This window comes from Nitrosophilus alvini, from assembly GCF_015100395.1.
GTDB lineage: Bacteria > Campylobacterota > Campylobacteria > Campylobacterales > Nitratiruptoraceae > Nitrosophilus > Nitrosophilus alvini.
In genome coordinates this window covers 368,712-395,364 of record NZ_AP022847.1, presented here as the reverse complement: position 1 = coordinate 395,364, position 26,653 = coordinate 368,712, and the positions used below count along the sequence as shown (strand labels likewise).

21 protein-coding genes are annotated in these 26,653 nt (G+C 37.7%); 13 read left to right on the top strand and 8 right to left on the bottom strand.

The window, feature by feature from the left end; genetic code table 11:
• Window position 1 precedes the first annotated feature (1 nt).
• From EPR_RS02155 to nadB, 6 genes are all read right to left on the bottom strand, one after another.
• Window positions 2–448 (bottom strand): RDD family protein, encoded by a 447-nt coding sequence (locus EPR_RS02155; RefSeq protein WP_200763614.1) that lies wholly within the window; start codon window positions 446–448, stop codon window positions 2–4.
• Window positions 445–1,722 (bottom strand): phosphoribosylamine--glycine ligase, encoded by a 1,278-nt coding sequence (purD, locus tag EPR_RS02150; RefSeq protein ID WP_200763612.1) that lies wholly within the window; start codon window positions 1,720–1,722, stop codon window positions 445–447. The genes EPR_RS02155 and purD overlap by 4 nt, the downstream gene beginning before the upstream one ends.
• Before the next feature lie 356 nt (window positions 1,723–2,078).
• Entirely contained in the window at window positions 2,079–2,741 is a 663-nt protein-coding gene (locus EPR_RS02145; RefSeq protein ID WP_200763611.1) for a uroporphyrinogen-III synthase, read from the bottom strand.
• A gap of 7 nt (window positions 2,742–2,748) precedes the next feature.
• Entirely contained in the window at window positions 2,749–4,299 is a 1,551-nt protein-coding gene (guaA, locus tag EPR_RS02140) for a glutamine-hydrolyzing GMP synthase (protein ID WP_200763610.1), read from the bottom strand.
• Between the two features lie 36 nt (window positions 4,300–4,335).
• Window positions 4,336–5,637 carry a sodium:proton antiporter NhaD gene (nhaD, locus tag EPR_RS02135; RefSeq protein WP_200763609.1) on the bottom strand — a complete coding sequence of 434 codons (1,302 nt, stop codon included), beginning with the start codon at window positions 5,635–5,637 and terminating at the stop codon, window positions 4,336–4,338.
• 64 nt (window positions 5,638–5,701) lie between these two features.
• Complete coding sequence (gene nadB, locus EPR_RS02130) at window positions 5,702–7,138, bottom strand: L-aspartate oxidase (protein WP_200763608.1); 1,437 nt, start codon at window positions 7,136–7,138, stop codon at window positions 5,702–5,704.
• 122 nt (window positions 7,139–7,260) lie between these two features.
• On the opposite strand from nadB, the gene EPR_RS02125 reads away from it, so the two are divergent.
• The 7 genes from EPR_RS02125 (at window position 7,261) to EPR_RS02095 (ending at window position 15,481) form a co-directional block, all read left to right on the top strand.
• Window positions 7,261–7,689: a hypothetical protein gene (locus EPR_RS02125; protein WP_200763606.1), complete on the top strand. Its 429-nt coding sequence runs from the start codon at window positions 7,261–7,263 to the stop codon at window positions 7,687–7,689.
• Window positions 7,673–9,493, top strand: coding sequence for an excinuclease ABC subunit UvrC (gene uvrC, locus EPR_RS02120; RefSeq protein WP_200763604.1), 1,821 nt, complete (start codon window positions 7,673–7,675; stop codon window positions 9,491–9,493). Before EPR_RS02125 ends, uvrC begins: the two co-directional genes overlap by 17 nt.
• A gap of 111 nt (window positions 9,494–9,604) precedes the next feature.
• Window positions 9,605–10,021 (top strand): PAS domain-containing protein, encoded by a 417-nt coding sequence (locus EPR_RS02115; protein WP_200763602.1) that lies wholly within the window; start codon window positions 9,605–9,607, stop codon window positions 10,019–10,021.
• 15 nt (window positions 10,022–10,036) lie between these two features.
• Window positions 10,037–11,479 carry an Hpt domain-containing protein gene (locus tag EPR_RS02110; protein WP_200763601.1) on the top strand — a complete coding sequence of 481 codons (1,443 nt, stop codon included), beginning with the start codon at window positions 10,037–10,039 and terminating at the stop codon, window positions 11,477–11,479.
• Between the two features lie 21 nt (window positions 11,480–11,500).
• Entirely contained in the window at window positions 11,501–11,899 is a 399-nt protein-coding gene (locus EPR_RS02105) for a tetratricopeptide repeat protein (protein ID WP_200763599.1), read from the top strand.
• Between the two features lie 10 nt (window positions 11,900–11,909).
• Window positions 11,910–15,068 (top strand): nitrate- and nitrite sensing domain-containing protein, encoded by a 3,159-nt coding sequence (locus EPR_RS02100; RefSeq protein WP_200763597.1) that lies wholly within the window; start codon window positions 11,910–11,912, stop codon window positions 15,066–15,068.
• A 38-nt stretch (window positions 15,069–15,106) separates the two neighbouring features.
• Window positions 15,107–15,481 carry a response regulator gene (locus EPR_RS02095; RefSeq protein ID WP_200763595.1) on the top strand — a complete coding sequence of 125 codons (375 nt, stop codon included), beginning with the start codon at window positions 15,107–15,109 and terminating at the stop codon, window positions 15,479–15,481.
• A gap of 25 nt (window positions 15,482–15,506) precedes the next feature.
• Here the strand turns inward: EPR_RS02095 and lon are convergent, their stop codons facing one another.
• Window positions 15,507–17,924, bottom strand: coding sequence for an endopeptidase La (gene lon, locus EPR_RS02090; RefSeq protein ID WP_200763593.1), 2,418 nt, complete (start codon window positions 17,922–17,924; stop codon window positions 15,507–15,509).
• A gap of 27 nt (window positions 17,925–17,951) precedes the next feature.
• Window positions 17,952–18,593, bottom strand: coding sequence for an outer membrane protein assembly factor BamD (locus EPR_RS02085; RefSeq protein ID WP_200763591.1), 642 nt, complete (start codon window positions 18,591–18,593; stop codon window positions 17,952–17,954).
• Between the two features lie 113 nt (window positions 18,594–18,706).
• Here EPR_RS02085 and EPR_RS02080 point away from each other — a divergent pair, with 113 nt between their 5' ends.
• The 6 genes from EPR_RS02080 to hpf all read left to right on the top strand — a co-directional run bounded on the left by EPR_RS02080 (window position 18,707) and on the right by hpf (window position 26,632).
• The gene (locus EPR_RS02080; RefSeq protein WP_200763589.1) at window positions 18,707–19,453 is read left to right on the top strand and encodes a pyrroline-5-carboxylate reductase; all 747 of its coding nucleotides are present in this window, start codon (window positions 18,707–18,709) and stop codon (window positions 19,451–19,453) included.
• A 149-nt stretch (window positions 19,454–19,602) separates the two neighbouring features.
• On the top strand, window positions 19,603–24,003 hold the full coding sequence (locus tag EPR_RS02075) for a Calx-beta domain-containing protein (RefSeq protein WP_200763587.1): 4,401 nt from the start codon (window positions 19,603–19,605) through the stop codon (window positions 24,001–24,003).
• A complete protein-coding gene (locus tag EPR_RS02070; RefSeq protein ID WP_200763586.1) occupies window positions 24,000–24,677 on the top strand; it encodes a type II secretion system protein in 678 nt (225 codons plus the stop codon). The genes EPR_RS02075 and EPR_RS02070 overlap by 4 nt, the downstream gene beginning before the upstream one ends.
• A complete protein-coding gene (locus EPR_RS02065) occupies window positions 24,677–25,576 on the top strand; it encodes a type II secretion system protein (protein ID WP_200763584.1) in 900 nt (299 codons plus the stop codon). Before EPR_RS02070 ends, EPR_RS02065 begins: the two co-directional genes overlap by 1 nt.
• Window positions 25,576–26,004 carry a hypothetical protein gene (locus EPR_RS02060; protein ID WP_200763582.1) on the top strand — a complete coding sequence of 143 codons (429 nt, stop codon included), beginning with the start codon at window positions 25,576–25,578 and terminating at the stop codon, window positions 26,002–26,004. Before EPR_RS02065 ends, EPR_RS02060 begins: the two co-directional genes overlap by 1 nt.
• 85 nt (window positions 26,005–26,089) lie before the next feature.
• On the top strand, window positions 26,090–26,632 hold the full coding sequence (hpf, locus tag EPR_RS02055) for a ribosome hibernation-promoting factor, HPF/YfiA family (protein ID WP_200763580.1): 543 nt from the start codon (window positions 26,090–26,092) through the stop codon (window positions 26,630–26,632).
• Window positions 26,633–26,653: the final 21 nt, after the last annotated feature.

Below are 26,653 nucleotides of genomic sequence, written 5' to 3'. Positions count from 1 at the left end.
ACTACGCATCTACCACCAACGTTCCGGCTGTTTTATCGTGAAGTGCCTGATAAAATCTGTCAAAAAACGCCAATAGAAAACCGAGATAGAAAATCATCTCGCTGACTATTCTGAAAACTGCTCTATTGAATGCCTGTACAAAAGAGGGAGTCTCCAAGTCACCGACAGAAATAACTCTTTGTTTCATAAAAAATTTTCCAAGCGTTGCGGAATACTTCCATACAAAAAAAGTATGGTATGCTATTTTTATCGTTACTATTTCTAAAAAAAAAGCATTTGTCAAATTTATCATCTCTTCCACATTCCCGTTTTTGGGAAGCATATCCCATATAATCGCAAGAAATAGAAAAGTGACAATCATCTCATCTATTGCAAAAGCCAAAGAGCGTTTTGTAAGCGAACCTAGCCTAATACCGCTCTTATCAAGCTTTCTTTGCAGATCCGTCAAGATTTGTCTCTTAATGCCTGATATGCTATATCTGTTCTGAATTTTTTGCCAGCAAAGTGAACCTGTCCACAAAGCATATAGGCGTAATCCCTGGCCTCTTTGATACTATCGCCTATTCCTACGCAAACAAGTACTCTGCCTCCTGTTGCGAAAAGTTTCCCCTCTATTAAAGAGACTCCCGCATATGAAATATGCGCATGCTCTTTAAGTTCTTCATGCACTATTTCATCAACAATAATTTCAGCCGGCTTGCTTGATCCGTACGGATAGTTCTCACTTGCCATAACCACGCCCACGGCATATTTGTCATAAAACTCGATATTTAGCTCATCAAGCTTCTTGGTAGCTGCTTTCATAAAAAGCTCACTCGCAGGAGTTTTCATAAGCGGCATAAGAACTTCACATTCCGGATCTCCGAATCTTACATTAAACTCCAGTGTATAAGGTTCATTGTCTACTATCATAAGTCCGGCAAAAAGGACACCTTCAAAAGGGGTACCGTCCTCTTTCATACCTTTGATTGTCGGTGCGATGATGCGTTCTTCTATCTTTCTTGAAAGCTCTTCATTGATAAGAGGAGTAGGTGCATATGCCCCCATCCCGCCGGTATTTGGTCCTTTGTCTCCGTCAAGAAGTCTTTTGTGGTCCTGAGCAGCAGGAAGTATTACATAATTTTCACCGTCACTTATAGCAAAAACAGAAAGCTCAAATCCGTCAAGATACTCTTCCACTACAACTCTTTTGCCGGCTTCGCCAAAACTTTTTCCGCTCAGCATCTCTTCGGCAGCTTTTTTGGCTTCCTCTTTTGTCTGTGCTATTATTACGCCTTTTCCGGCACAAAGACCATCTGCCTTTACAACGACAGGCTCGGAAAGTGAATCTATAAATGCGGATGCCTCTTCAAAACTGTCGGTTTCTATATATCTTGCAGTGGGAATATTGTGACGTGCAAGAAAATTTTTCATGTATATTTTGGACCCCTCAAGAAGCGCTGCTTTTTGTGTAGGGCCAAATATTGTCAATCCTCTCTTTCTGAATATATCCACAATCCCTTCTACCAGAGGCGCTTCGGGACCGACTATCGTCAGATCGATTCCTTTTTCTTCCGCAAAATCCGCCAAAGTTTCGTAATCTTCGGTTTTTACATTCTGTCCAAGCTGAAAAGTTGCCCCGTTTCCCGGTGAAAAATAGATATTATTTACATTTGGGTCTTTTTTGAGGGCAAGTCCTATAGAGTATTCCCTGCCGCCGCTTCCAACTACCAGTACGTCCATCTTGTTCCTTGATTTTATAGTTGATTACCCGGGTTTAGTAGTTAACCCGGCTTTAAAAAGTCCAAGTCAAATAGTTAAACAGTGCATTATAAACCGCTTAACTATTTGACAAAATAAAAAACCCGAGCGGGCGTTCACGCTATGCAATGGTCCCAAATGACCAAAGATGAAGGAATGAGCCCTGCTTTAGGCGGCAGCTTCTCGCCTGGCGTCCCAGGCTCAAACGAAGTCACCGACACACCGCAGAGCTACGCTTCCCTCAAAAGTTCGATTGTCGGACCCCCATATCGCGGGTAGCGCACCGCTCAGGTTTTAAATATATTATATTAGATATTTGCTTAAAAGACAAAAAGAAGTCAACGAAGGGCTTTTTCTTCTCTTAAAAAATCGACGGTTCCCTGCAGAGTTTGAACCGGAGAAACGATACAATCGATATCCTTGGGAATAAATGAGGCCGTCTTTTTGCCGATTGCGACCGCTTTGTAGCTTTTATCCCATTTGAAACATTTGAAAAAGCATCTTATCGTTGAAGGTGAAGAGAAGATAATATAGGAGTTTTTTTCAGGTTTTTTCAGGCTTTTACAATCACTGCATCTCGTTTCATAAACAACCGCCTCCTCTACATAAAATCCATGTTCTCTTAAAACGGCTGTCAAATTCGAAACCACCTCTTTTGCTCTCAAATAGAGAAATTTTCTGTTTTTATCAAATTTTTCTGCAATCTCTTTTGCAAAATCGTCGCCGTAAAATCTTTTAGCGACAAATTCGACCCGGCCACCTAACTCTTCTATCTTTCTGGCAGTAGCGTTTCCAATAGCTAAAGAGGGGATATTTTTCCATTCATTACAAATTTTGTCAATGGCGTAAACACCGTTTTTTGAAGTAAAAATAAGGTAGTCATACTTTTGAAGGTCTACAGAGATTTTTAAAAAATCAATCTTGATAACGGGAAGCTTAACAGCTCCCGTTATCTCGGTATTAGACAAAACATAAACTCTCATCTTTCTTTCGCTGCTCAAAAAGAGGCTACTCCCACTCTATAGTCCCCGGCGGTTTAGAAGTTATATCAAATACGACTCTGTTTATTCCGTCAACTTCATTTATGATTCTGCCGCTGATATCTTCGAGTAGATCATGCGGAAGATGTGCAAAAGTAGCAGTCATTCCGTCGGTACTCTCCACACACCTGATTGCAACGGTATTTTCATAAGTTCTCTTATCTCCCATAACGCCTACACTTTTAACATTGAGTAAAACCGCAAATGCCTGCCAGAGTCTGTTGTAGTATCCTGCTGCCTTTATCTCATCAAGCAAAATGGTATCAGCACGCCTTAGCAATTCCAAAGACTCCTCTGTAACTTCTCCCATAATCCTTATAGCTAGTCCGGGTCCAGGAAACGGATGACGGTTTACCATTTCACTGGGAAGGCCCAGTTCAAGCCCCAGCTTTCTTACCTCATCTTTGAAAAGCTCTCGTAAAGGCTCTATAAGTTCAAACTGCATCCAGTCAGGTAGCCCGCCGACGTTGTGGTGAGACTTTATCGTCTCGCTCGGACCTTTGACGGAAACCGACTCTATTACATCCGGATAGAGGGTTCCTTGCGCAAGATATTTTATTCCTTTGTGTTTTTTTGCTTCCTCTTCAAAAAGTTCTATGAAAGTATGACCTATTCTTTTTCTTTTCTCTTCAGGATCTGTTATCCCTTTCAAAGCTTCCAAAAATCTCTCTTTACCATCAACGGTAATAAGAGGAACATGAAGAATATTTTTGAAAGTATGCTCTACCTTCTCCCTCTCCCCTGCCCTCAGAAGACCATTATCTACAAACACCGGAACAAGCTGATCTCCTATTGCTTCATGCAGCAGTGCCGCAACTACTGAACTGTCAACTCCTCCGCTGAGTGCACACAAAACTTTGTCTTTACCGACTTTTTTTCTTATCTTTTCAATCTGCTCCTTGGCGAAGTGTCCCATATCCCATACATCTTCTACTTTTGCTATCTCTCTTGCAAAGTTTCTGAGGATTTTGGTTCCCTCTTCGGAGTGTGATACCTCGGGATGAAACTGCAAAGCATATATATTTCTTTCCTCGTTTGCAATAGCCGCATAAGGGGAGTTATCGGTATGGGCAATTCTGACAAAACCTTCAGGCAGTTCCTCAACTTTGTCAGCATGGCTCATCCATACAGTCTGACCGTTCTTCGTATCTTTAAAAAGAGGCGAAATATGCCCGTGCACTTCATCAAAATAGAGTTTTGCCTTTCCGTACTCATGTGAAAGGGCTCTTGCCACACTGCCGCCGAAATCGTATGTAATAAGTTGCATACCGTAGCAGATACCCAATATAGGAAGACCAAGTTCATATATTTTTTTGTCAATTTTGGGAGCATCTTTTTCATATACGCTTGAAGGCCCTCCGCTTAGAATTATACCTTTGGGATTTTTCGATTTTATTGTTTCTATATCTTCAAAATAGGGATATATTTCACAATACACTTTCTCTTCTCTGAGCCTTCTGGCTATCAGCTGAGTGTATTGAGAACCGAAATCAAGTATTACAATGGGAACATTCTGCATTAATTTTTCTCCTTACTATCAATTACACATATATTATCAATAAATTCCCAGTATTTCAAACTGCAAATACCAGATTGCTATGGATACGATATATCCTATCGCTATAGTCCAAGCATATCTCATATGTGCACCGAATGTATAGATACCTCTGAGTCTTCCCATAACTCCAACACCCGCTGCACTTCCGAAACTTATCAGACTTCCGCCTATACCTGCAGTCAGAGTTACAAGAAGCCACTGGTCAAGACCCATTTGAGGATCCGCTTTTAAAATTGCACTCATAACCGGAACGTTGTCGACAATCGCCGATATAACACCAACACCTACATTTCCTATACTTGGCCCAATAATATCATAAAGTTTTACAATATACTCCAGATATCCCAAAAAGTGTAAAGCACCGACTGCAGAAAGAATACCGAAAAAGAAAAGAAGTGTATCGTTTTCTACGTGTTTCATATTTACAAAGACATCAAATCCGCCATTTTTATTTTTTCTTTTCAGCTGATATGAGTAGAGTTTTAGAAGCGAAAGTCCAAACATCATTCCCCACATAGCAGGAAAGTGGAAAAACTGATGTCCCATAACGGCGGTAAATATTGTAAAGATTCCCAGCCAGATAACAACTTTGGCTCCGGGTTTCAGTTCCGCTTTAGGCAAAGATGCATCAAAATGCGGCTGTCCGTCTGGAACAACTCTGGCAAGAAGCCATGCAGTAATAAGCCATCCTGCTATAGAAGCTGGAAATAGAAAAAGGAAATCTACAAATTCGCCTTTACCGGCGGTCCAAGCCATAAGTGTGGTAATGTCGCCGAAAGGACTCCATGCACCTCCCGCGTTTGCAGCCACCACTATATTTATAGCGCCAGGGACCAGAAATTGGTTATTTGTTTTATCAATAGTGAAAAGAACTGTAGATAAGATAAGAGCTGTTGTAAGGTTGTCCGCAACCGGCGATATGAAAAATGCCAACACACCTGTTATCCAGAAAAGTTTTCTATAACTGTATCCTTTCGATACAAGTTTGTACTTCAAAACATCAAAAACTTTTCTTTCTATAAGAGTTTCAATATATGTCATCGCTACAAAGAGGAAGAAAAATATCTCGGCAATCTCCAGTATCAGTTTCTCCATCTCATCATGGAGAGGATCCGGATCAAGACCGTTGATTGTAAAATATATTCCAATCAGCATAAATATAAACGTACCTATAAATAAAGCCGGTTTGGCTTTATTCATGTGAAACTTCTCTTCCGCTGCTATAAAGTAATAGCCTATCACAAATATAACTAAAGAAGCGTAACCCACCCAGGTATGGGACATTGCCAACTCATGCATAGAGTTTCCTTTCAATGAATGTTTCTGATTTTAAGCAAAACAATAACACTTTTTTCTTTAATCTTCAATCTTCGATATAATGAGCTCCGATCGATTCTTTTCTGGCAAGTGCGCTTTTTACTATCTCTTTGGCACAAAGCAGTCTCAGCTTCAAAAATCTTCCTATATCTTTTTTTTCACTCTCACATATAAAATCAAAAGCGCTTTGGAGTTTCTCTCTTTTTCTTATAATTCCTACTTTCTCCCACATAACCCGTCTGAGTTCATTTTTTATATCTTTATCATTTTCTTTGATTAGCTTCTCTCTCAAAACCGGAAATTTTTTGCTTTTCGGCTCAAAATTGTTAATTAAAGCAACTTCTACAGCCCTTCTGGAGAAAACTAATCCTTCAAGCAAAGAGTTACTCGCAAGTCTGTTTGCACCGTGCACCCCTGTACATGCCACTTCACCTATAGCATAGAGATTCTCGAAACCGGGAACTTTTCCGTAAAGATCCGTCTTAATGCCTCCCATCGCAAAATGAAAAGCAGGTGAAACCGGCACTTTCTGCCTGGGCACATTAAAACCAAGCTCTTTGAAGTTTTTATAGATAGTAGGAAATCTGTACCTGAAAAACTCCTCTTCAAAATTTTCAAACGAAAGATAGACTTTGTGACCTTTCAGTTTATAATCATATATTGCCCTGCTTACAATATCTCTTGAAGCAAGCTCTCCTTTAGAGTCATAATCGAAAAGAAACCTTCTTCCCTTTTCATCCACAACAGTTGCACCCTCACCTCTGAGAGCTTCTGTCAAAAGAAGCTTTCTTGCTCTGTGGCTGAGTATAAAAACGGTAGGATGAAACTGCAAGAATTCCATATCTGCAAGCTCTATGCCTTTTTCAAGACAGATTCCCTGCAGATCGGCACTTATAGTATTTGCATTGGTATGATATTCATAAAGTGACCCGACTCCTCCGCTGGCAATAAAGACATTTTTTCCGTAGATATTCTTAAGTTTTCCCTCTTTTTTTACAGTAACTCCGTAACACACCCCCTCTTCTACAAGCAGGTCAGCAACTTCAACGCTTTCAAAAACTTTATGGGAACAGTTCTCTATCAAAAATTTGTGTAGTAGTCTTCCAGTTGCATCTCCTCCTGCATGCAGTATCCTGTTTCTGGAGTGTGCAGCTTCTCTGGTAAACAGTAGATTTCCTTCTTCATCTGTATCAAACTCGAAGCCCCTGTTTATCAGGTCATTTATGACAAGGATACTGTTTTGGCTCATTATCTCGACTGCTTCTTTATTACAAAGTCCGCAGCCTGCTTTAAGCGTATCTTCTATATGGTCATTGATATCTTTTTCATCTCTGGCTGTCGCCACACCACCCTGTGCATAAAAAGTGTTGCATTCCCAGAGAGGCTCTTTTGAGAGAACTGCCACTTTTTTATTTTCGGGAATATTCAGTGCTGCATAAAGACCGGCTATACCCGCACCTACAATAATATAATCGTAAATCATTTTTTACCTGCTGTTTCGGTTTTGTCTTTGTCAGCGGGGTAATACGGGTCAGCTTTATATCCGCAGCCTGAAAAACTGAGTATTAGTGCTATAATTACAATATGAAAAATGCAAAATCTGTTGTGTCTCATCTTTTTTCCAAAAATCAAGATAAATTGAACGAACAGAGGTGTTTTAGAAAACTTCTGAATCTTCTTCCAAAAAGATTCAAAGATGCCGTTATATTTGGATACAAAAAACAGAATACCCTTTATATCGCACTAAAACACCCTGGAATGAAAATGGAGTTCAATTATAATCAAACTCTCATAAATGAACTATTAAACAAACTTAAAATATCTGTAGAAGAGTGCAAAAATTTTGATGTAAAACAGATAAAAACATTTGTAACAAACAAAAAACTTCCTGTTAGAGAAGAGAGAGAAACAAAACTGGCAACATATCTTGAAAAATCAAGCGGAAAATTTGAAAATATGGCTAAAACAGACACTGTTTCCGAAATGATAGAAAAAATAAGAGAAACCATCAGAAAAAATGTCGAAAGCAAATGAGAAATTGAAAAACGATATCAAAAACCTTCCTGACAAACCGGGAGTCTATCAGTACTTCAATAAAGAGGGCAGACTTCTTTATATCGGCAAAGCAAAAAGTCTCAAAAAAAGAGTCAAAAGCTATTTCAGATTTTCACCGCACTTCTGCCCCGCACCAAATCTAAGCCCAAGAATTTTCAAAATGGCAAGTGAAGTGGATGCTCTAGAATATATAATCGTTGAAAATGAAAACGATGCACTTATTCTTGAAAACTCCCTCATAAAACAACTTAAACCCAAATACAATATTCTTTTAAGAGACGATAAAACATATCCCTACATCTACATAAATATGAGCGAAGAGTTTCCCAGATTTGAGATAACCAGAAAAGTTATAAAAGGGAAAAATATCAAATACTTCGGGCCTCTTTCCACCGCAGCAAAAGATATACTCGACTCCATATACGAGCTTTTTCCGCTCGTTCAGAAAAAAGGATGCCTCAATCAAAAAAAAGCGTGCCTTTTCTATCAGATAAAAAGATGTTCTGCTCCGTGCGAAGGAAAAATTTCCACAAAAGAGTATAAAAATATAGTAGATGAGGCAAAAAAGTATATTCTGGACAAAAAAACACTCATAAAAAAACTTGAAGCTAAAATGTCCCGGTTATCGGCAGAGTTGAGATTTGAAGAGGCTGCCGAAATCAGGGACAGAATCGAACGGATCTCAAAAAGCGAAATACAGAGCAATATCGATCTTGCACGAGTAGAAGACATCGATATTTTTGCTGTATACAGCGAAAAAGGCAAAGCTTCTATTGTCAGAATGTTTATGCGGGAAGGAAGAGTGATTTCAAGCTCTTCAAATATAATCAGGTACGATGATACAAAAGGATTCGATGTTGATGAGGCCTACAAAAGAGCTATTCTTGATTTCTATTCTGTCGATTCACCTATAACTTCCAAAAAAATCATCACTGCACACGATTTTTCGGATAGAAAAACTGTAGAGTCTTTTCTTTCGCAAAAACTGGGGAAAAAAATAACAATTTCCACCCCAAAAAAAGGCAATAAGTTAAATCTTGCAAAGCTTGCAATACTTAACGCAAAAGAGCTTTTGAAAAAGCAATCCAAAGAAAAAGATGATATCCTGTTGCAGGTTATGAAACTTTTGAAGCTGGAAAATTATCCGTTTAGAATAGAAATTTTCGACAACTCCCATATTAAAGGGTCAATTCCGGTAGGCGCAATGGCTGTATACGAAAACGGAAAGTTCAAAAAAAATGATTACAGACATTACAATCTCTCTTCAAAAGATGAATATTCCCAGATGAGAGAGATACTTACAAAAAGATGCAACAGTTTTTCGAAAAATCCACCTCCCGATCTTTGGGTTATAGACGGCGGAGAGACACTAAGACGTCTGGCACAGGATATTTTACAAAGTTTCGGCGTAGATATTGATGTAGTTGCAATATCTAAAGAGAAAATAGATGCAAAAGCATACAGAGCAAAAGGAAAAGCCAAAGATTTGATATATACTAAAAATGAGCTCTTTAGATTACAACCGACAGACAAAAGACTTCTCTTTTTACAAAAATTGCGGGATGAAGCCCACAGATTCGCCATAAAGTTTCACAGAGAACAGAAACTAAAAGCCGATCGTCGCATTTCTATTCTAAAAGCAAAAGGTATTGGGGAAGCCAAGCTTAAAAAGCTTTTGGACTATTTCGGATCATTTGAAAATATAAAATCGGCCTCCTTTTCTGATCTTTGCAGTATCATCGATGAAAAAAGCGCAAAAAACATAAAAAACGCAGATTTTTAAGAAAAAGTTTTATAATTATATGATATATTAATCCCATCGTATTAAAATTAAATGTTAACTTTTATTTTAAGGCAAGCAGGCTGTCTGTAGCGGCTTTACCGGAGTACTGTCATGAATAGACCAACACCAAAAGATGAAGAGTTTGTTTTTTCTGAAGGTGTCATAATAAGCGAAACCGATCTTAAAGGTGTCATTACCTTTGCAAACAGAAAATTTTGCGAAATCGCCGGCTACGAAAAAAAAGAACTTATAGGAAAACCCCACAACATCATCAGACATCCAGATATGCCCAAAGCTGCATTCAAACAGATGTGGGAAACAATTCAAAATAATAAAGAGTGGCATGGGCTTGTTAAAAATCTTAGAAAAGATGGAAAATATTACTGGGTCGAAACCCATATAAAACCTATTATAAAAGAGGGTCAAAAAGTTGGATATATAGCGGCACGAAAACCTGCCAACAGAAAAGATATAGAAGAGGCTGAAAAACTTTACCGCTCACTTTTGGAAAAAGAGAAGAGAGAATAGTTAAAAGGACAAAAATTGATTTTATATACGAAGAACAGAGAGCTTGTAGGAATTTCAGACTACAGTCTACAACTATTGGGATACTCCTCCCTAGATGAACTGAAAGAAGATATAAAAGATATAGCCGAACTTTTTGAAGTTAGACCCGGATATGTTTACAATTTTGAAAATTTCTCCTGGCTCAATTTTGTACTACACAGCAATATTCAGACTCCAAGAGCAATAATTCACACGAAAAATAATCATGAATTTGAATGCAAAATCACTGTAGACATGCTTTATATGGATAACGGTGAAACATTTTACTCAGTAAGACTCGAAAACATAAAAGGCGTAAGTAACGAATCCTCTCTTTCACAAAATCATGATACGCCACAGCCTGATCTTATTCTTCCAACAGAGTATCAGGATCAAGAAGAAGATAATTTTCGATTACCGGATCAAAACATAGAAGAAAATCCTGAGATATCGGCTTTCCAGACCGATATGCAACCTCAAACAGATGAAGTTTTGATATCTCAGGACAACACGGATACTCCCGAAATATTTAAAACAGAACAAGCGGAAACTTTTGAAAATGAAAAACTGGATATCAATCTAGATTTTGACACTCCTTCTTCTATAGAGGAGGAGGCTCCCCTGTTTTTTGAAGAAAAAGAGGAACCGGCTACTACAAAAATATCCGAATCCCCTATTTTCGATCCGGAAGATGCTGCTAAAGAGCTAGGGCTAACACCGGAACTTATAACAGAATTTGTCAAAGAGTTTATTAACCAGGCGATAGAGTATAAGCCCAAATTCGAAGAACTGCTTTCAAGCGAAAATATTGAAGAGATACGAAACTATTCACACAAACTGAAAGGTGCAGCAGCAAATCTGCGTATCGAAAAAGCCGTCGAAATACTTTCTGTTATCAATAGTTCAAATGATAAAAAAACTCTGGAAGAAAAACTTTCGGAATTTTACGATTTTATAAAAGAGCTGAAAGAGCAACTGCACATTGAAGAAGATGTAGATACAACTATCTCTTTACCTGTGGAAAACGATACTGTTTTTGAAAAAGATATCAGCGACCATACAAATCAAAATGAAGAAGAGATATATCCTTTCGACATCATAAAAGAAACGGAGCCAAAAGAGCAGACAGAGTACGATACGGAAAAAATAGCCAATGAAATAGGTCTTCCAAAAACGCTTATTCACGAACTGATAAAAGATTTCATAAAAGAAGCAAAAAAACAAAAAGAGACAATATACAGCCTCATTTCCGATCAAAAAAAAGAAGAGTTGCAAAAAACGGCAAAAAAACTCAAAGGAATTACAGACAATTTACGACTCGAAGAGTTCAGTGCACAGCTTAGTAAGCTGTGTGACAACAATGAGAGCGAAAATAAAGCAGACGCAGCCGATAAATTTTTTGAAATGTTAGAAAACCTGAGTAAAACTATTGAAATTTAAACAGATAACAAAGGATTGACATTGAAGAAGATATTTTTTTCTCTCGCTTTCGCAGCAATAGCTCTATACGCTTCAAACTTCAGCAACGCAATCAGGGCATATAAAAGCCAAAATTATAAAGAAGCAAAAGAGTTTTTTGAATTGGCTGTAGAAGAAGGATCAGTTCAGGCAAAATATTTTTTAGGACTTTTCTATCTTAACGGTATGGGTACTCAAAAAGATCTTGATAAAGCAGAAAAGTTTTTTCTTGAGGCAAAAAAAATAGGTAATGCAAGAGCTAACTGCTATCTTGCCCAGATCTATCTCGAAAAAGGAAATGCAAACATCAAAAAGATAAAGAAACTTCTAAAAGAAGGTTTACAAAGCGGTGCACGCGAATGCTCCACGATTGCTCAGAAATATAATATAAATCTAAACTAAAAGGATAGATATGCAACTCAGTCTAATAAGAAAAATGCAGCTAATAAGTCTTCTGCCGCTGCTGCTTCTTTTCTCGTTGTCAGGCTACTTCCTGTACGACTCATATCAGACTTATCAAAAAACGCAGACTTTGAAGAAAGAGATAGAATTCAACAGAGTACTAAGCAATTTAATGACACAGGTCGCTAAAGAGAGGGGGATGACATCTATCTATATCGGAAGCCGGGGTCAAATGATAAAAGACTCACTAAAAAAACAGAGAAGCATAGTTGACAAGGCTATTCAAGACCTTAAAAACTATCTGAAAAAAAATCCCGAATTAACGCTAAGAGTCAAAACTGTTTTAACAAATCTAAAAGAGCTTAACTTTATCAGAAAAAAAGTCGACACACTTAAAATCGGCTTTGAAAATGTATTTTTCGGTTTCTATACGGATATGATAAATACTCCAATCCTTAACAACCTGTCAAATCTTGTATATTACTCAATCAATCCAGAGATTACGGCGATATCTTCCGTATATGTGCAGTTTGTTACCGCAAAAGAGTATACCGGTATCGAAAGAGGCTTCGTCTCATTCATACTTGCCAGATATACGCCAGCATCTGACAAAGAGCTTATTTTATGGAACTCTCTTATAGGGAAAGCAGATAATCTATCCTATAATAATCTCTCTTCGTCTGATGTAAAAAAAGCTCTTAACGATATATTTGGTAGCGAAGACGCCAAAGATATTATAAACGAAGTACTTCAGACCAGAGTAAGTATTCAAAGATCCGTAAATGACGGTTTATACCCTGTTGACCCAACACTTTGGTTCAACCTCCAGACTGAAAAAATCGATGTAATAAGAAATGCTGAAAAAGTTGTAAGTAACGCGATAATAAGCAGAGTCGAACAGGTTTCTCAAATACAGACATATGTTTTGATCGCTTCTGCTGTTCTCTTTTCTCTTTCAGTACTGTTGATGATAGGGGGCTACTTTCTTGCCAGAGACATTACAGGCAACATTAAAAGACTCGAAGCTGTCATTAAAAAGGTTGCAGAGTCCAAAACGATTCGTGATGAAAAAGGAAATGTGGCAGCAGATATCAATCTTGATACAACAGAAGGTATCGCTACAGCATATGAACTTCTGGAAACTGCCCTTATCAAAGCCGAAAGCGCAAAAGAGACAGCCGAAGAGGCAAGTAAAGCAAAGAGTATGTTCCTTGCCAACATGTCTCATGAAATTAGAACACCATTGAACGGCATTGTCGGATTTACAGAGCTACTCAAAAGTACGGAACTAAATGAAGAGCAAAAAGAGTTTGTAAATATAATAGAAAAAAGCTCTGAAAATCTTCTTCAGATTATAAATAGTATTCTTGACCTTTCAAAAATCGAAAGTAACAAAATCGAAATCGAAAATATCGTATTTAATCCTATCGAAGAGTTTGAAAGTGCCGTCGAAGTTTACGCACCTAGAGCGGCAGAAAAAGATATAAATTTAGGCCTTTTTGTAGATCCAAGACTCAGCAATCTACTAAAAGGCGATCCTACAAAAATTAAAGAGGTACTTATAAACCTTATCAGTAACGCTATCAAATTTACCGATAACGGCGGCTCCGTTTCAGTAGAAATACGAAAAAATGCTTCAGAAAACGGAAAAGCAAAAATAGATTTTGTTGTAAAAGATACCGGTATAGGAATACCCGCGGAGAAAAAAGCCCAGATTTTTGAAGCTTTTTCCCAAGCCGATATTTCGGTAACAAGAAAATATGGAGGAACCGGACTAGGACTTACAATATCCAGCGAATTTGTCAAACTTATGGGCGGGAAACTCGATCTTGAAAGCGAAATCGGAAAAGGTTCAAAATTTTTCTTTACTCTTGAATTAGAAGAGATTCCAAGCCTTGACGAAACACTCGAGGGAAAATTCAAAGGTCTAAAAGTAGCTTTCCTGGAAATTCCTGGAATGGAAAAAGACCAAAACAGGTATATCCGCGAATATCTCGATTTCTACGGCGCCAAATTCAATATTTTTAACGATCTGGACGAACTGCTAAAAGAGCACAAAAGATACAATTTTGTTCTTCTGGATTTTGACTACACGGATGAAAACAGGCTGAAAGACTTTTTCATCAGAAATATTCCCACCTCATTGATAGCCAAAATCAGTCATCAGAAAACAACAGAGGGATTCGCTAAAAATTTAATAAAACTGATTTACGAACCCGTTAACGTAACTAAAACGAAACAGTTGCTCCTCGATTATGAGCAGAAGAGTAAAACTTCAAGAAAAACGGTTAAAGAGTTCGATTTTTCAAAAATTAAATTCAAAGCCAAAGCTCTTGTAGCAGAAGACAATATGATAAATCAGAAGCTCATACAAAAAACACTGGAAGATATGGGATTGGAAGTTGATCTAGCCAATAACGGTCTGGAAGCTTTTGAAAAGAGAAAAAACGGCGACTACGATATTATATTTATGGATATTCAGATGCCTATAATGGACGGTGTAGAAGCTCTTCATGAAATTCTGGACTATGAAGAGGATTATAAGGTTCCTCATGTTCCGATAGCCGCTTTAACCGCTCATGCACTGAAAGGAGACAGGGAAAAATATCTAAGCGAAGGTTTTGATGAATATGCCACAAAACCTCTTGTCAGAGATGAGATTGCCGCAATATTGGAGAGATTCCTTTCTGATAAAATAGTTGAAGAAGAGATTGAGCATCCGCTGACAAAACGGCTAAAAGAATCGACACAAGAAGACAAAGAGATTCAAAAAACAAGCGAGAAAGAGACTCAGGAGATAAAAACAGTTGATGAGAATATAAAAAAAGATATACTTATTGCGAAAAAAACTCCTGTAGAATCAAAACTATTTGAAAAACTTATAGACGAACTTGATTTTAGTTCCGATATAGCTGGTAGCTTCAATGAACTCCTTGAAAAAATAAAAGAAGGTGGATACAGACTGATTTTGGTCGACAGGGAGCTTGACGGATTTGATCTACAGGAAATCAAAAATACAATAGAGGCATCAAACATGAAAACACCGATTATTCTTTTTATTGATCCCTCAGCTACGGCAACAGAGGAAGAGAAGTCTATATTTAGCGACGTGATAAAAAATGTTGTAAATAAAGATCTTCTGAGGCTTGTTGTAGAAAAATATATCTGAACATTATGAGTTTAAAAATTATTAAATGAGAGGGTAAAATGAAAAAAATAAAAGTATTGGCAGTTGACGACGATTTTATTAATCTAAAACTATTAAAATCCATGTTGATGAAATCTGACAATATAGAAGAGGTTTATGAAGCAAAAAATGGAGCAGAAGCTTTAAATGTACTCAAGGAGCACAATGATATAGATATAATACTGCTTGATATTATAATGCCGGTAATGAACGGAATAGAAATGTTAAAAATATTAAGAAGCGACACAAATTTAAAACAGATACCAGTTATAGTTCTCAGCACCGATGAGACAAAAAGAGTCGAAGCACTTGACAGTGGAGCAAACGACTTTATAAACAAACCTATCAGGGAACAGATTCTTAAAGAGAAAATAAATCAATATACCGCAACCTGATATCATTTTATATAAAGAGAGCCTTCTAAAGTAGGCTCTCTTTAAGTACCTCTTCTACTCTTGTTACAGGTATGATCTCCAGCGCATCAACAACCTCTTTGGGTATATCATCTAAGTCTCTGTCATAATTTTTTTTGGGAATTAAAACTTTTTTGATCTTTGCCTTATATGCTGCGATAAGCTTTTCTTTAAGTCCTCCTATAGGCAATACCCTTCCTGTGAGTGTCAATTCTCCCGTCATAGCTATATCTGACCTTACCTTTCTTTCTGAAAGAATTGAAGATATTGCTGTAGCCATTGTTATACCGGCGCTTGGCCCGTCTTTCGGTGTCGCTCCTTCAGGAATATGCAGATGAAGATCGTATCTTCTATAAACTTCGCTAGGATCTACTTTGATACCCTCATCTCGCTCTTTTGAAGTTTTGGGTATGACACTCTCATCTATAGGCAATTTTCTCTGATCAATCATAACTTTAACTACACTCAAAGCTATCCTTGCAGACTCTTTCATGACCTCTCCAAGGCTACCGGTTAGCTGAAGCATTCCTTTGCCTTTTATCTTTATTGCCTCTATTTTCAGAACATCTCCACCCACAGCCGTCCAAGCAAGTCCGTTTACCACCCCCACTTGAGGAACTTTATCGGCAGTTTCAATCTCAAATACAGGTTTTTCCAGATATTTATCCAGATTTTTGAGTGTAACGGATATCTTTTTGATTTCCGGATTTTCAAGCAGCTCTTTTGCAGCTTTTCTTGCGATATCTGCTATCCTTCTTCTAAGATTTCTAACCCCTGCTTCTCTTGTATATTTTTCTATAATAACCTGTAAGGCTGCATCTGATATGGAGAGTTCACTTCTTTTGAGCCCGTGTTTTTTCAACTCCTGTGGAATCAGATATCTTTTAGCTATTTCAAACTTTTCCTGAGGAGTATAACTGCTAACGAAAATAAACTCCATTCTATCTCTAAGCGGTGCCGGAATAGTGCTTATATCATTTGCCGTCGCTATAAATATAATATTGCTCAAATCTATACTGAAATTGAGATAATAGTCCCTAAAGTGCGTATTTTGTTCAGGATCTAAAATCTCCAGAAGAACAGAAGTAGGGTCTCCTCTGAAACTTCTTCCCACTTTGTCTATTTCGTCAAGAACCATAACCGGATCCATCTCTTTGGCATCGATAATACCCTGTACTATACGCCCCGGCATTGCGCCTATATATGTTCTTCTATGGCCTCTGAGTTCACTTACATCCTCAAGTCCTCCAAGAGCTATCCTTACAAGCGGTCTTTTTAAAGCCTTCGCAATTGAGTTAGCCAAAGAGGTTTTACCCACACCCGGAGGCCCTGCAAAACAGAGTATAGCCCCTTTTCCTTCGCTTTTTTTGAGTCCTCTGAGCTCCAAAAGCTCTTTTACGGCGAAATACTCTACAATTCTTTCTTTAGGCTTTTCCAAAGAGTAATGGTCTTTGTCCAGCTCTTTTTTGACAGCATTTATATCAAGTTTTTTCTTTGAGTATTTTCCGAAAGGAATCTCAAGCACCCACTCAAGGTAGTTTTGCAAAACGTTTGCATCGGCACTTTCCGGATGCATTCTTGCATATCTGTCTATCTGTTTTTTTATCTCTTTGTAAGCCTCTTCGCTCATGTAACGTTTTTTTGATTCTAACTTTCTTCTGTACTCTTCTATCTCCTCTTCCCGCTGAGTATCGACGCCTAACTCTTTTTGTATCTGTTTTAACTGCTCTTTGAGAAAATACTCTTTATTGATCTTCTCTATTCTGCTGTGTACTTTGGTCTTTATCTCACGCTGAAGCTTACTTGCCTCAATCTCTTCTGTTATATAGTCTATAAGCATCATAAAGCGCTGTTCAACGTCCTCTTCTGTAAAAAGTTCGTATGCATCGCTCTTTTTAAGTTTTATAGAACTGCTGATAAGATCGGCTATTCTATTCGGTTCGTGATTTTCTTCTATTGTTTTTAAAAGATCGGGAGGAAAATAGCTACTTACATTTGCCAGTGTTCTTACTTTTTCTCTCAATACTTCTAGTAAAGCTTCCAGTTTTATTTCATTATACGGCTTTGATGTAATCACATCAACAAGCGCAGTTAAAGGATTTTCACCTATTTTTTGAATTATTTTTCCACGCGCCAATCCCTGGAAAAGTATTTTGATTCTTCCATCCGGCAAAGAGACTTTTCTCATAATTGAACCTATAACACCGGCAGGATAGATAGAATCAAAATCCCTTCCGCCTTCTTTTCCTTCTTTGGCCGGACAAACCATCACCAAAGAGTTCTCGTCCAGAGCTTTTGCCGCCGCATTTATATTTTTGTCATCACTTAAAAAAATCGGGGATATCATAAACGGATATAGAAAAATCTCATCTTCCACAATTATCGGTATTGTTGCTGGAAAAGCATTATAATCGCTCAGTTTCATAAAACTCCTTTTGTATTTACCATCTTGCTACCAATCAAGCATCTTCTCATACCATGCACTCTCTGGTCTCAATATCTCATTATCGTTTATCCACGAAGACTTCAGTCTCTCTTCATATATTTTTGCCGCTTCAGGCTTTCCTCTTCTTTTATAAAGAGATACAATCTCCTTATTCAGTATAAACTCTGCCATATAGAGTTTTGTAAGTATTGTCTGAACTAATGGAACAAACTCGGAATCGGGATATTTTTCAAGATATCCGTTTGCATCTTTTATAGTATCCATTAAAAGTTTCTGGTCACGATAGAGATTTTTAAATCCCAAAAAACTTGCTTTTATTTTTAGATACTCTGCAAACTCTCTTTTTCTGTATGTTGCATATCTTTTTATATACTCATCCAGATAAAACTGTGCAAGAAGATATTCTTCATTTTCCATATGCGCTTTGGCCAGCATAAGCATAGCTTCGGCTAAAAAAGGGGAACCTATATGTTCACTCTGAAGTGACGTAAAATACTCGTCAGCCTTGTCAAGATCTCCGACACTTATTTTTTTTATAATTTTTTGATACCAGTAAATGGCCGGTTTGTTGTATTCTACCTCTTTCTTGGTAGAACAACCGGTTATAAATACCAAAGCCGTCAATAATGCAGCAAAACTTTTTTTCATATGCCCTCTTTGATTTGATTTTGTTTCAGATATTTTACCGTAAATATGGTAATATTTGTTTTATAATATTAATCAAGAAGTATGTGGCTCATAATTACCAGTAAAGGCAGAATATGAATCGGATAACAATCATAGGTACAGGAAAAATGGCATTCGCCCTGATAGACGGATTAAAAGATGATTTTGAACTGGAAGTGATAGGAAGAGATAGCGAAAAACTGGAAAATCTCAAAAAGATGGATATTTGCGTTAAAACCTACGAAGAATTCGACTCTTCAGACAAAACAGTCATTCTATGCGTAAAGCCACATGCCATAGAAGATGTCTCGGACTATTTCAAAAGTGAAGCCAATACTCTCATATCGGTACTGGCGGGAACTAAAATCGAAAAATTGAAAAAAGAGATAAAAGCAAAAAAATATGTCAGAGCCATGCCCAACCTTTCGGCAGTTTTCAAAAAGTCTATGACAACACTAACGGGCGACGACAGTACAAAACTGGATGCAATTAAAATATTTGATAAAATTGGCGATGTTTTATGGGTCTCTTCCGAAAAGGAGCTTGATATAGCTACAGCTATAGCGGGCAGCGGTCCTGCATTTTTGGCCGTAATAGCTGAAGCTCTCGCAGACGGCGGCGTAAAAGAGGGATTAAAAAGAGAAGATGCAAAAAAACTGGTCGAAGGTCTTTTTGAGGGATTCGTACCGCTTTTGAAAAACAGAGTCCCTTCTATGATAAAAGATGAAGTAATGAGTCCTGGCGGAACAACCGCCGCAGGATATGCCGTACTTGAAGAAGAGGGGGCAAGAAATGCTTTCATAAAAGCGGTTCAAAAAGCCTTTGAGAAGACACAGAAATAGATATTAAGGATTATTAAAAGAAAATAGTTTTATACTTTAGATATACAGCATATGTCAACAATTAAGGTGGGTGGTTGGGTTGCAAATCTTCAGTATTCTCTGATATTTGCTTTCCCACTCTTTTTTATAGTTCTTGAAGGAACAAAAATATGAGATATACTTTACTTAAAATTATACTTACTCTACTTGTATCCGGTATCTATTCCTTTGCCGCTCAACTGGCATTTGACGACTTTTCATCAGGACTAAACGGCTGGTCCGGTACAGGCGTATCTGTCGTAAATGAAGAGATGCTGATAGAAAGAGACAGTACAGCTACAAAAACCTACAGTTTTTCATCTGCTTATAAAAACACTCAAGTTATACTTGATTTGGATATAAGAACAGAAGGGGGCTGGGAAAACGGGTGGATATTTCAGGATTTTTTTTATATTTATGCAAATAACACTCTTGTAGGAACTTATAGCTATACCGACGGCACATATCATATAACTGTCTCTTTGTACACCGATGCAAATGCCGAACTGAAACTTGAACTCAGGGTCGATTCTACAGCTAATTCAGAAGTTGCATATATTGATAATATATCAATAAAAACACCAGAACCCTCAATTACTATTTATGATGCTGCACAGCCAGAAGGAGATAGTGGACAGACAACTATCTCTTTCAATGTTACAATAGACCCGGCTCCTACAGGAACAGTCACAGTCGACTATAGCACACAAGACGGAACAGCTACAGTTGCAGATAACGATTATGTAGCAAAATCCGGCACTTTGACTTTTGACAACACAAACACTAGCCGCACAATAGATATCACAATAAACGGAGATACAGTTATTGAAAACGATGAACTGTTCTATATAAACCTCTCAAATGTAACAGGTGAAGGCGTTATAGCTGACTCCCAGGCAACAGGAACAATTCTTGATGACGATGGGACAGATTACAATAACGGAGAAAGAGACTTTGAACTTAGAAATCCAGTCGATACAAGAAATATTGTCGGAAATATCACTCCCATAGGAAACACTGTTCAATGTGTTACTGTAAGCTCTAACAGTTTTGATGCCGAATGTACAACAAACCCGGATGCCACAGCCAATAACTATTTTACAAAATATCTCGATATAGATAATAATGCTACCACCTTCAATTCAACAAGCGCTACTTTGAACATTCCTGCAGGCTCTGAAATAGTTTGGGCAGGACTTTATTGGCAAGGATTTTTACATAGTTGCAACACCTATACCAACGACTATTGTAGATACAGAGACGGAGATACCATTGTTGTAACCAGCGATAATATCGACCTTTCCACTCAAACTCTGGATGCAAACAAGATACTTTTCTCTATTCCTAATATTCAAACTTCCGGTTATAAAGAGATAGTTGCTGATCATCTGGATTTTTCCTATTACTCTAGTGCATACGGAACAATATACTCCGCTTTTGCAGATGTTACAAACGAGCTCAATACAACAAATCCAAACGGAGTCTATACAGCCGCAAACATTCAAAGTATGGAAGGTATGAGGGGATATGGGAATTACGGTGCCTGGGCACTATTTGTAATTTATACATATAACGGTGAAAAATTCAGGAACATCTCTGTTTTTGACGGTTTTAAAGTAACTCATAACGAAACTGAAACGATCAATATATCAGGATTCTATACGCCCACTTCAGGTCCCATCGATTCAAAACTTATTACATTTGCCGGCGAAGGTGAAAATCTTTACAAACCGGATTATGTCACCGTAGACGGGAACTATGTTTCTAATGATGATTCTCCTTATGATAATGTATTTAATTCGACCATTTCAGGTTTTACACATGACCCTTCATTGCAAAACAACAACGGTATAGATATTGATATATTCGATACCAGCAGTTTTATGACAAATGGTCAACAAAGTACGGTAGTAAAAATTATTTCAGAAGGGGATGCTTTTTATCCAAATGTTTTGACATTTTCTACTGAACTGTATCAGCCAAAAATATGTTATCTTGAAACACTCTATGACTCCAATGGAAACGAAATAACTTCCGAAAGCACCATAAGCGTCGGCGATACTATCCATGCCAGACTCACTATAAGAAACGATGACAACGAAATAGCCGAAGATGTTAAAATTATGAAAATATTCGATCAAAATATCACATCTTACAACGAAAATACGACTTTAGTACAAAATATTGGAGAAACCTCTCCTATACTGCAGACAGATACCATAGGCGACGATCTTGTTGATTACAACACCACTGGCAAAACTCTTACAATAAGAATCGGAACCGGAGCCAATAGTGTCAACGGCGGTACTTTCAATCCAAACGATACAGCCTATATAGATTTCAATACAACGGTAAATACTGATCAGCCTTTCAGTTTTTCATACCAGACATCATATATTTTCAATATTGCCGGTCAGCAATTCACCTTTGACGGTCCACTTCCTAAATGTGTCGATTTCAACAACACTATAAGTCCTTATTATCCGGCAGCGGGAACATTCAATGTTGTCAATAAAAACTACAGCGGCGAAACGGTTCCTCTCGACTATCAAGACAGTGTCAATTCACTCTATACACAAATATCAGGGAAAGAGTTTCATGTAAAAGCTGTAAAACTGAAAGACGACCTTGTAACTCCGGAAGAGTATGATGGAATAGTCAGACTCTCTCTTATCAACACTCCGGATTTTTCCACAGCCGCTACCGATGATGAGAAAAACCAGATATGCAAGGCAGCAACCTCACTGTTTGAAAAAGATCTTATATTTGATGATGACGAGTATGTTGATACAAATATCACATACGACGCTGCATCAAAAAACTTGACTTTTAGAATAAACTTTTTAAAAAACCAGTATGACAAGCCCATTGACTGGTATTGTACCGATAAAACCTATAATTGTATCTGGGGAATGTTAACCAGCAGAGTATATACCCAGCCTCAATATATCGGTCAATGTACAGGGGTATATGATCCGGCATATTGCCCTTGTGCCGACGTATGTAATCCGGGTGTAGGAGGCGCATCAGAAAATCAGGCCAGCAAAGAGTGTATAGATTGTGTTTTCGGAAGCGAAATAGCAGGTTCAGTCTGCGCCAGAGACAACTTTTCGATAAGGCCCGAAACATATTCCATGGATATGAATGAAACAAATCTTATAGGCGCAAAATGGTACACCTTGGATATCAACGCAACCCTTTACAATCTTGATACCAATACAACCGGATATTCTCAGACCATTGACGGTTCAGCGGATAAAAACGCTACCACACAACTTGTAGTTCCAACAGGTTGCTCCTTGCCAACAGACAAAGAGCTTGTGAGTACCACTATAGCTTTTACGAATGGTCAGACAACAAACACTCTCTTTAGATACATGAATGTTGGAGATGTGAACCTTTCAGTTCACGATAAAGATTGGACGGAAGTTGATCAGGTCACGAAAAGCGACGGCACTTGGGACTGTATAGAGGCTAGCTCATCAAATACACCGGATTCTTTAGGAAAAGTAGGTTGTCTTATAGAGGGAAGTAAAATTTTCAAGTTTAATCCTAAAGAGTTTAGGAACAGTCTAGATCTAAGCAACAATAACGATCAGAATTTTACATATATATCAAACGATTCAGCTATGAGTGCAGAGATTAAAATTGACATAAAGGCTATTCTAGACGACAACTCTACAGCCACAAACTACACAGCAAACTGTTTTTCAAAAGATATAAACTATACGGTAACCCTGATTAATGACAAAAATCTTACCTGGTCCACATCCCAAGATAGAATAGTTTACTTTGACAACAACTCAACTGCAACCCTGATAAATACGAATAATGAAAAAGCAGACTACAATACATCACAGAGCGTTTTTAAAAGCGGTACGGCCAGCATATCTATACAGTTCAACTTTGATAGAAACCTTTCAATACCCGATGAACCATTCAAAATAAGCAAAAACGATTTTAATATAACCGTAAAAGAAACAGATGGAAATACGACAGGAGCAGATTTTAATAGAACGATTGACCAAAACGCCACATTTATTTTCGGAAGAGTACACGCTCCGGACTATAAAACGGATCAGGACAGTCTCAACGCGGTAATATACTATGAAGTATACTGTAAAACCTGCACTAAAAGTAATTATCCCGGAATTTTTGGAAATGAAAGTTTTGATGATGTTTTCTGGTATGTAAATTTACAGCACAATTCGCCAAGCGAAGGAAACGTAACTGCCTTTACTCCAACGATTTCTACAAATATTACAGTAAGTCCTGGAAACACAACAACTGTAAACAATGGAACAGAAAATCAGACATTCACTTATAACGGCTCATCTTATCCGTATAAGGACAGAATAGATATGAACGCATCATCATGGCTTATTTATAACAGATTCGATCCTACCGCCAATGTCAACAGCTTCTATATAGAATTTACAGGAAAACCAAAAGACTGGGCAGGCATAGGATCTACAGGAAAAACCGTAGATCTTAACATCAGTCAGGATAGTGAACGAAGGATTGATTGGTGAAAAAATCTTTTACGATGATCGAACTTATCATAACGATTGTAGTTATGGCTATCGCCATGATGACCGTTCCTCTTATACTGGCACAAGTAATGAAATCAGAAGAGTTCAGTCTGAACCAGGAAGCTCTTTTGGCAGGTGCTACAAAAATCGGAAACGTAATGACATACCAGTGGGATGAAAAAAATGTCGGGGAACTCGATCTTAAACATGTACTTGACGTTGCAGGTGGCGATAGTGAGCTAAACAGATGGCCTGATGCAAACAGCACTCTAAGAATCGGTCATTTCGAGGGAGAAGATAGAAGAAAGTTTTTTTCGACAATCTTAAGCGCTTCTACAATCGGCATAGACGACTCAAACGAAACAAACTTTCCCGATGATATTGATGATTTTAATGGACGAACGAACACTCTTGTAGTAAACTCCGCTTCCGATTCTGATTATGTTAAAAGCTTCACTTTGACTACTACTGTAAAATATGTCAGCGACTCTGCAGACTATAGCCAGTCGACAGTATCTTTTGATTTCAGCACTTCTGGTGCTGCTACAACTACAAATATAAAAATGATAGAGGTTAAGATAACCGATAACCTGAACAACGAAGAGATCGCAGCATTCAGAAGCTTTGCAACAAATATCGGCGGATATAAACTTCTTCAGAGGACATTCAACTGATGAGAAAAGCTTTCACACTCATTGAACTCATATTTGTTATTGTTATATTGGGTATTATAGCGGTCATAGGAAGCGGAATATTTATAAGGATTTACGAAAGCTACATAACAAGCAGGGCTATCAACGAGCTGGAAACAAAAACTGAACTGGTTTTGAGCCAGCTTGCAAAAAGACTTTCATATAGAATAAAAGAGGCCACGATCGCCAGAAAACAGCCAAATGATTCAAACATTACGGCTCTGTCTATGGCAGACCAGAACTATCAGATACTCGAATGGATTGGTTATGATAACGACGGATTCAGAGGTGAATGGGATGGAACAAAATACCAGCCGGGCTGGAGCGGCTTTATAGATCTCGATAGTAATGAAACCAATAAAACAAAAATAAAAACCCCTGGCAGTAAATTAAGTTATGCTAACAGCATAATATCTCAACTTTCAAACGGCGCAGCGGATCTAAATAACACTGGTGCAGCAATAATTTTTAAAGGTTTGCCTCTCGGTTTTGATATAAACAATTATGGATGGAATGAAAATCCCAATTACGGAACCATAGGAAATCATAATTATGTTCTGCGGGTTAAACAAGCTGCAGGACAAGAAGATGTTTTGGAATTTACGGAAAATCTGGGTTCAAAGGATATTGTTGAACAGTACTATCTGGTCTGGAGTGCCTACGCTGTTGTTCCCGAAAACGGAAATCTTTATCTTTATTCCAATTACAGACCATGGTTTGCGGAAAGATATAATGATGGAAATAGAAATCTATTAGCTGAAAATGTTTCTGTTTTCAAATTTAGGCAGATAGACAAAGTGATTAGATTGAAGCTCTGTCTTTTCAAAAATATAACAGACGATTATAATATTTCATTTTGCAAAGAGAAGGTGGTGTTTTAATGAGAAAGGGTTTCAGTCTGATTACAGCTATTATTTTGCTTGTTGCTATTGCAACCCTTATGGCTCTTATGCTCTCATTTTCATCACAGACCGCTAAACAGACAGGAGATATCTATCTTAAAGAAGAAGCCGAACTTCTGGCGAAAAGTGCAACCGAATTTGCTTTACTGGCAATTTCAGGACATGATCATAATTCAAGTTGCGTAGAAAATATAAATATGAGATATCCGGCTGTAAATCCCAGATATGATATAAATATGACTCTGTACTATATCGGAAACAATATGCCGTGCAACTCCTCAAATGAACTTGCAGACAATATTGCCACCGCTGATTCAAATGGAACTGTTATCATTGATACTGTTGTTACAAATACTGACTCGGATGAACCGATAAGATTTCACAGAAGAACAATACAAAAACCATGATACCACACGGTTTTAAAATCTCTTTATATGTGCCTTTTAAGTATATTTTGATAAAATAGCAAAAATTTTCAAAAAGGATGTCTTAATGGATTACTTTCATATTACCGGCAGAAAAGTCGAATTGACCGAACCGATTAAAAACTATATTGAAAGTGCAATTGACTCTCTTGGCAAATATGCTCTGGATATTACCGGTGCAAATGTTGTGGTCTCTGGAGACGAGAGAAACGGGAAAAAAGGCTTTACGGTTGAATTTACGATAAATCTTGCAAAAAAAGGTACTGTTGTTATAAAACAGAAAGATAAAGATATCTATGCGGCAACAGACCTTGCACTCGAGAGAGCCAGAAAAGTTCTTAGAAGATATGCTGACAAGATAAAAGACCATAAGAATATGAGTCTTGAAGAGATTATGGCTATGCCTATGATTGAAGATGAACTGAAAGAGTCTTTAGGATTCACGGAAGAGATAGTGCCTCATAATCTCGATATTGATAAACCCGTCGAAATAGAAGAGGCTTTGGAAGTTTTGAAAAACAGCAAAAAATATTTCATCGTTTTTGAAGACAGAGAAGGAAAAACAAGAGTTCTTTACAAAAGAACAGATGGAAAATTCGGTCTTTATTGATAACAGGTAGAGGCAGAAGGG

What these genes read in the sequence shown, in the direction of transcription:
- nhaD (WP_200763609.1), bottom strand. Translation starts at nt 5,637, where the DNA reads ATGCATGAGTTGGCAATGTCCCATACCTGGGTGGGTTACGCTTCTTTA.
- EPR_RS02065 (WP_200763584.1), top strand. Translation starts at nt 24,677, where the DNA reads ATGAGAAAAGCTTTCACACTCATTGAACTCATATTTGTTATTGTTATA.
- hpf (WP_200763580.1), top strand. Translation starts at nt 26,090, where the DNA reads ATGGATTACTTTCATATTACCGGCAGAAAAGTCGAATTGACCGAACCG.
- EPR_RS02100 (WP_200763597.1), top strand. Translation starts at nt 11,910, where the DNA reads ATGCAACTCAGTCTAATAAGAAAAATGCAGCTAATAAGTCTTCTGCCG.
- EPR_RS02060 (WP_200763582.1), top strand. Translation starts at nt 25,576, where the DNA reads ATGAGAAAGGGTTTCAGTCTGATTACAGCTATTATTTTGCTTGTTGCT.
- EPR_RS02075 (WP_200763587.1), top strand. Translation starts at nt 19,603, where the DNA reads ATGAGATATACTTTACTTAAAATTATACTTACTCTACTTGTATCCGGT.
- EPR_RS02085 (WP_200763591.1), bottom strand. Translation starts at nt 18,593, where the DNA reads ATGAAAAAAAGTTTTGCTGCATTATTGACGGCTTTGGTATTTATAACC.
- purD (WP_200763612.1), bottom strand. Translation starts at nt 1,722, where the DNA reads ATGGACGTACTGGTAGTTGGAAGCGGCGGCAGGGAATACTCTATAGGA.
- guaA (WP_200763610.1), bottom strand. Translation starts at nt 4,299, where the DNA reads ATGCAGAATGTTCCCATTGTAATACTTGATTTCGGTTCTCAATACACT.
- nadB (WP_200763608.1), bottom strand. Translation starts at nt 7,138, where the DNA reads ATGATTTACGATTATATTATTGTAGGTGCGGGTATAGCCGGTCTTTAT.
- EPR_RS02095 (WP_200763595.1), top strand. Translation starts at nt 15,107, where the DNA reads ATGAAAAAAATAAAAGTATTGGCAGTTGACGACGATTTTATTAATCTA.
- lon (WP_200763593.1), bottom strand. Translation starts at nt 17,924, where the DNA reads ATGAAACTGAGCGATTATAATGCTTTTCCAGCAACAATACCGATAATT.
- uvrC (WP_200763604.1), top strand. Translation starts at nt 7,673, where the DNA reads ATGTCGAAAGCAAATGAGAAATTGAAAAACGATATCAAAAACCTTCCT.
- EPR_RS02115 (WP_200763602.1), top strand. Translation starts at nt 9,605, where the DNA reads ATGAATAGACCAACACCAAAAGATGAAGAGTTTGTTTTTTCTGAAGGT.
- EPR_RS02080 (WP_200763589.1), top strand. Translation starts at nt 18,707, where the DNA reads ATGAATCGGATAACAATCATAGGTACAGGAAAAATGGCATTCGCCCTG.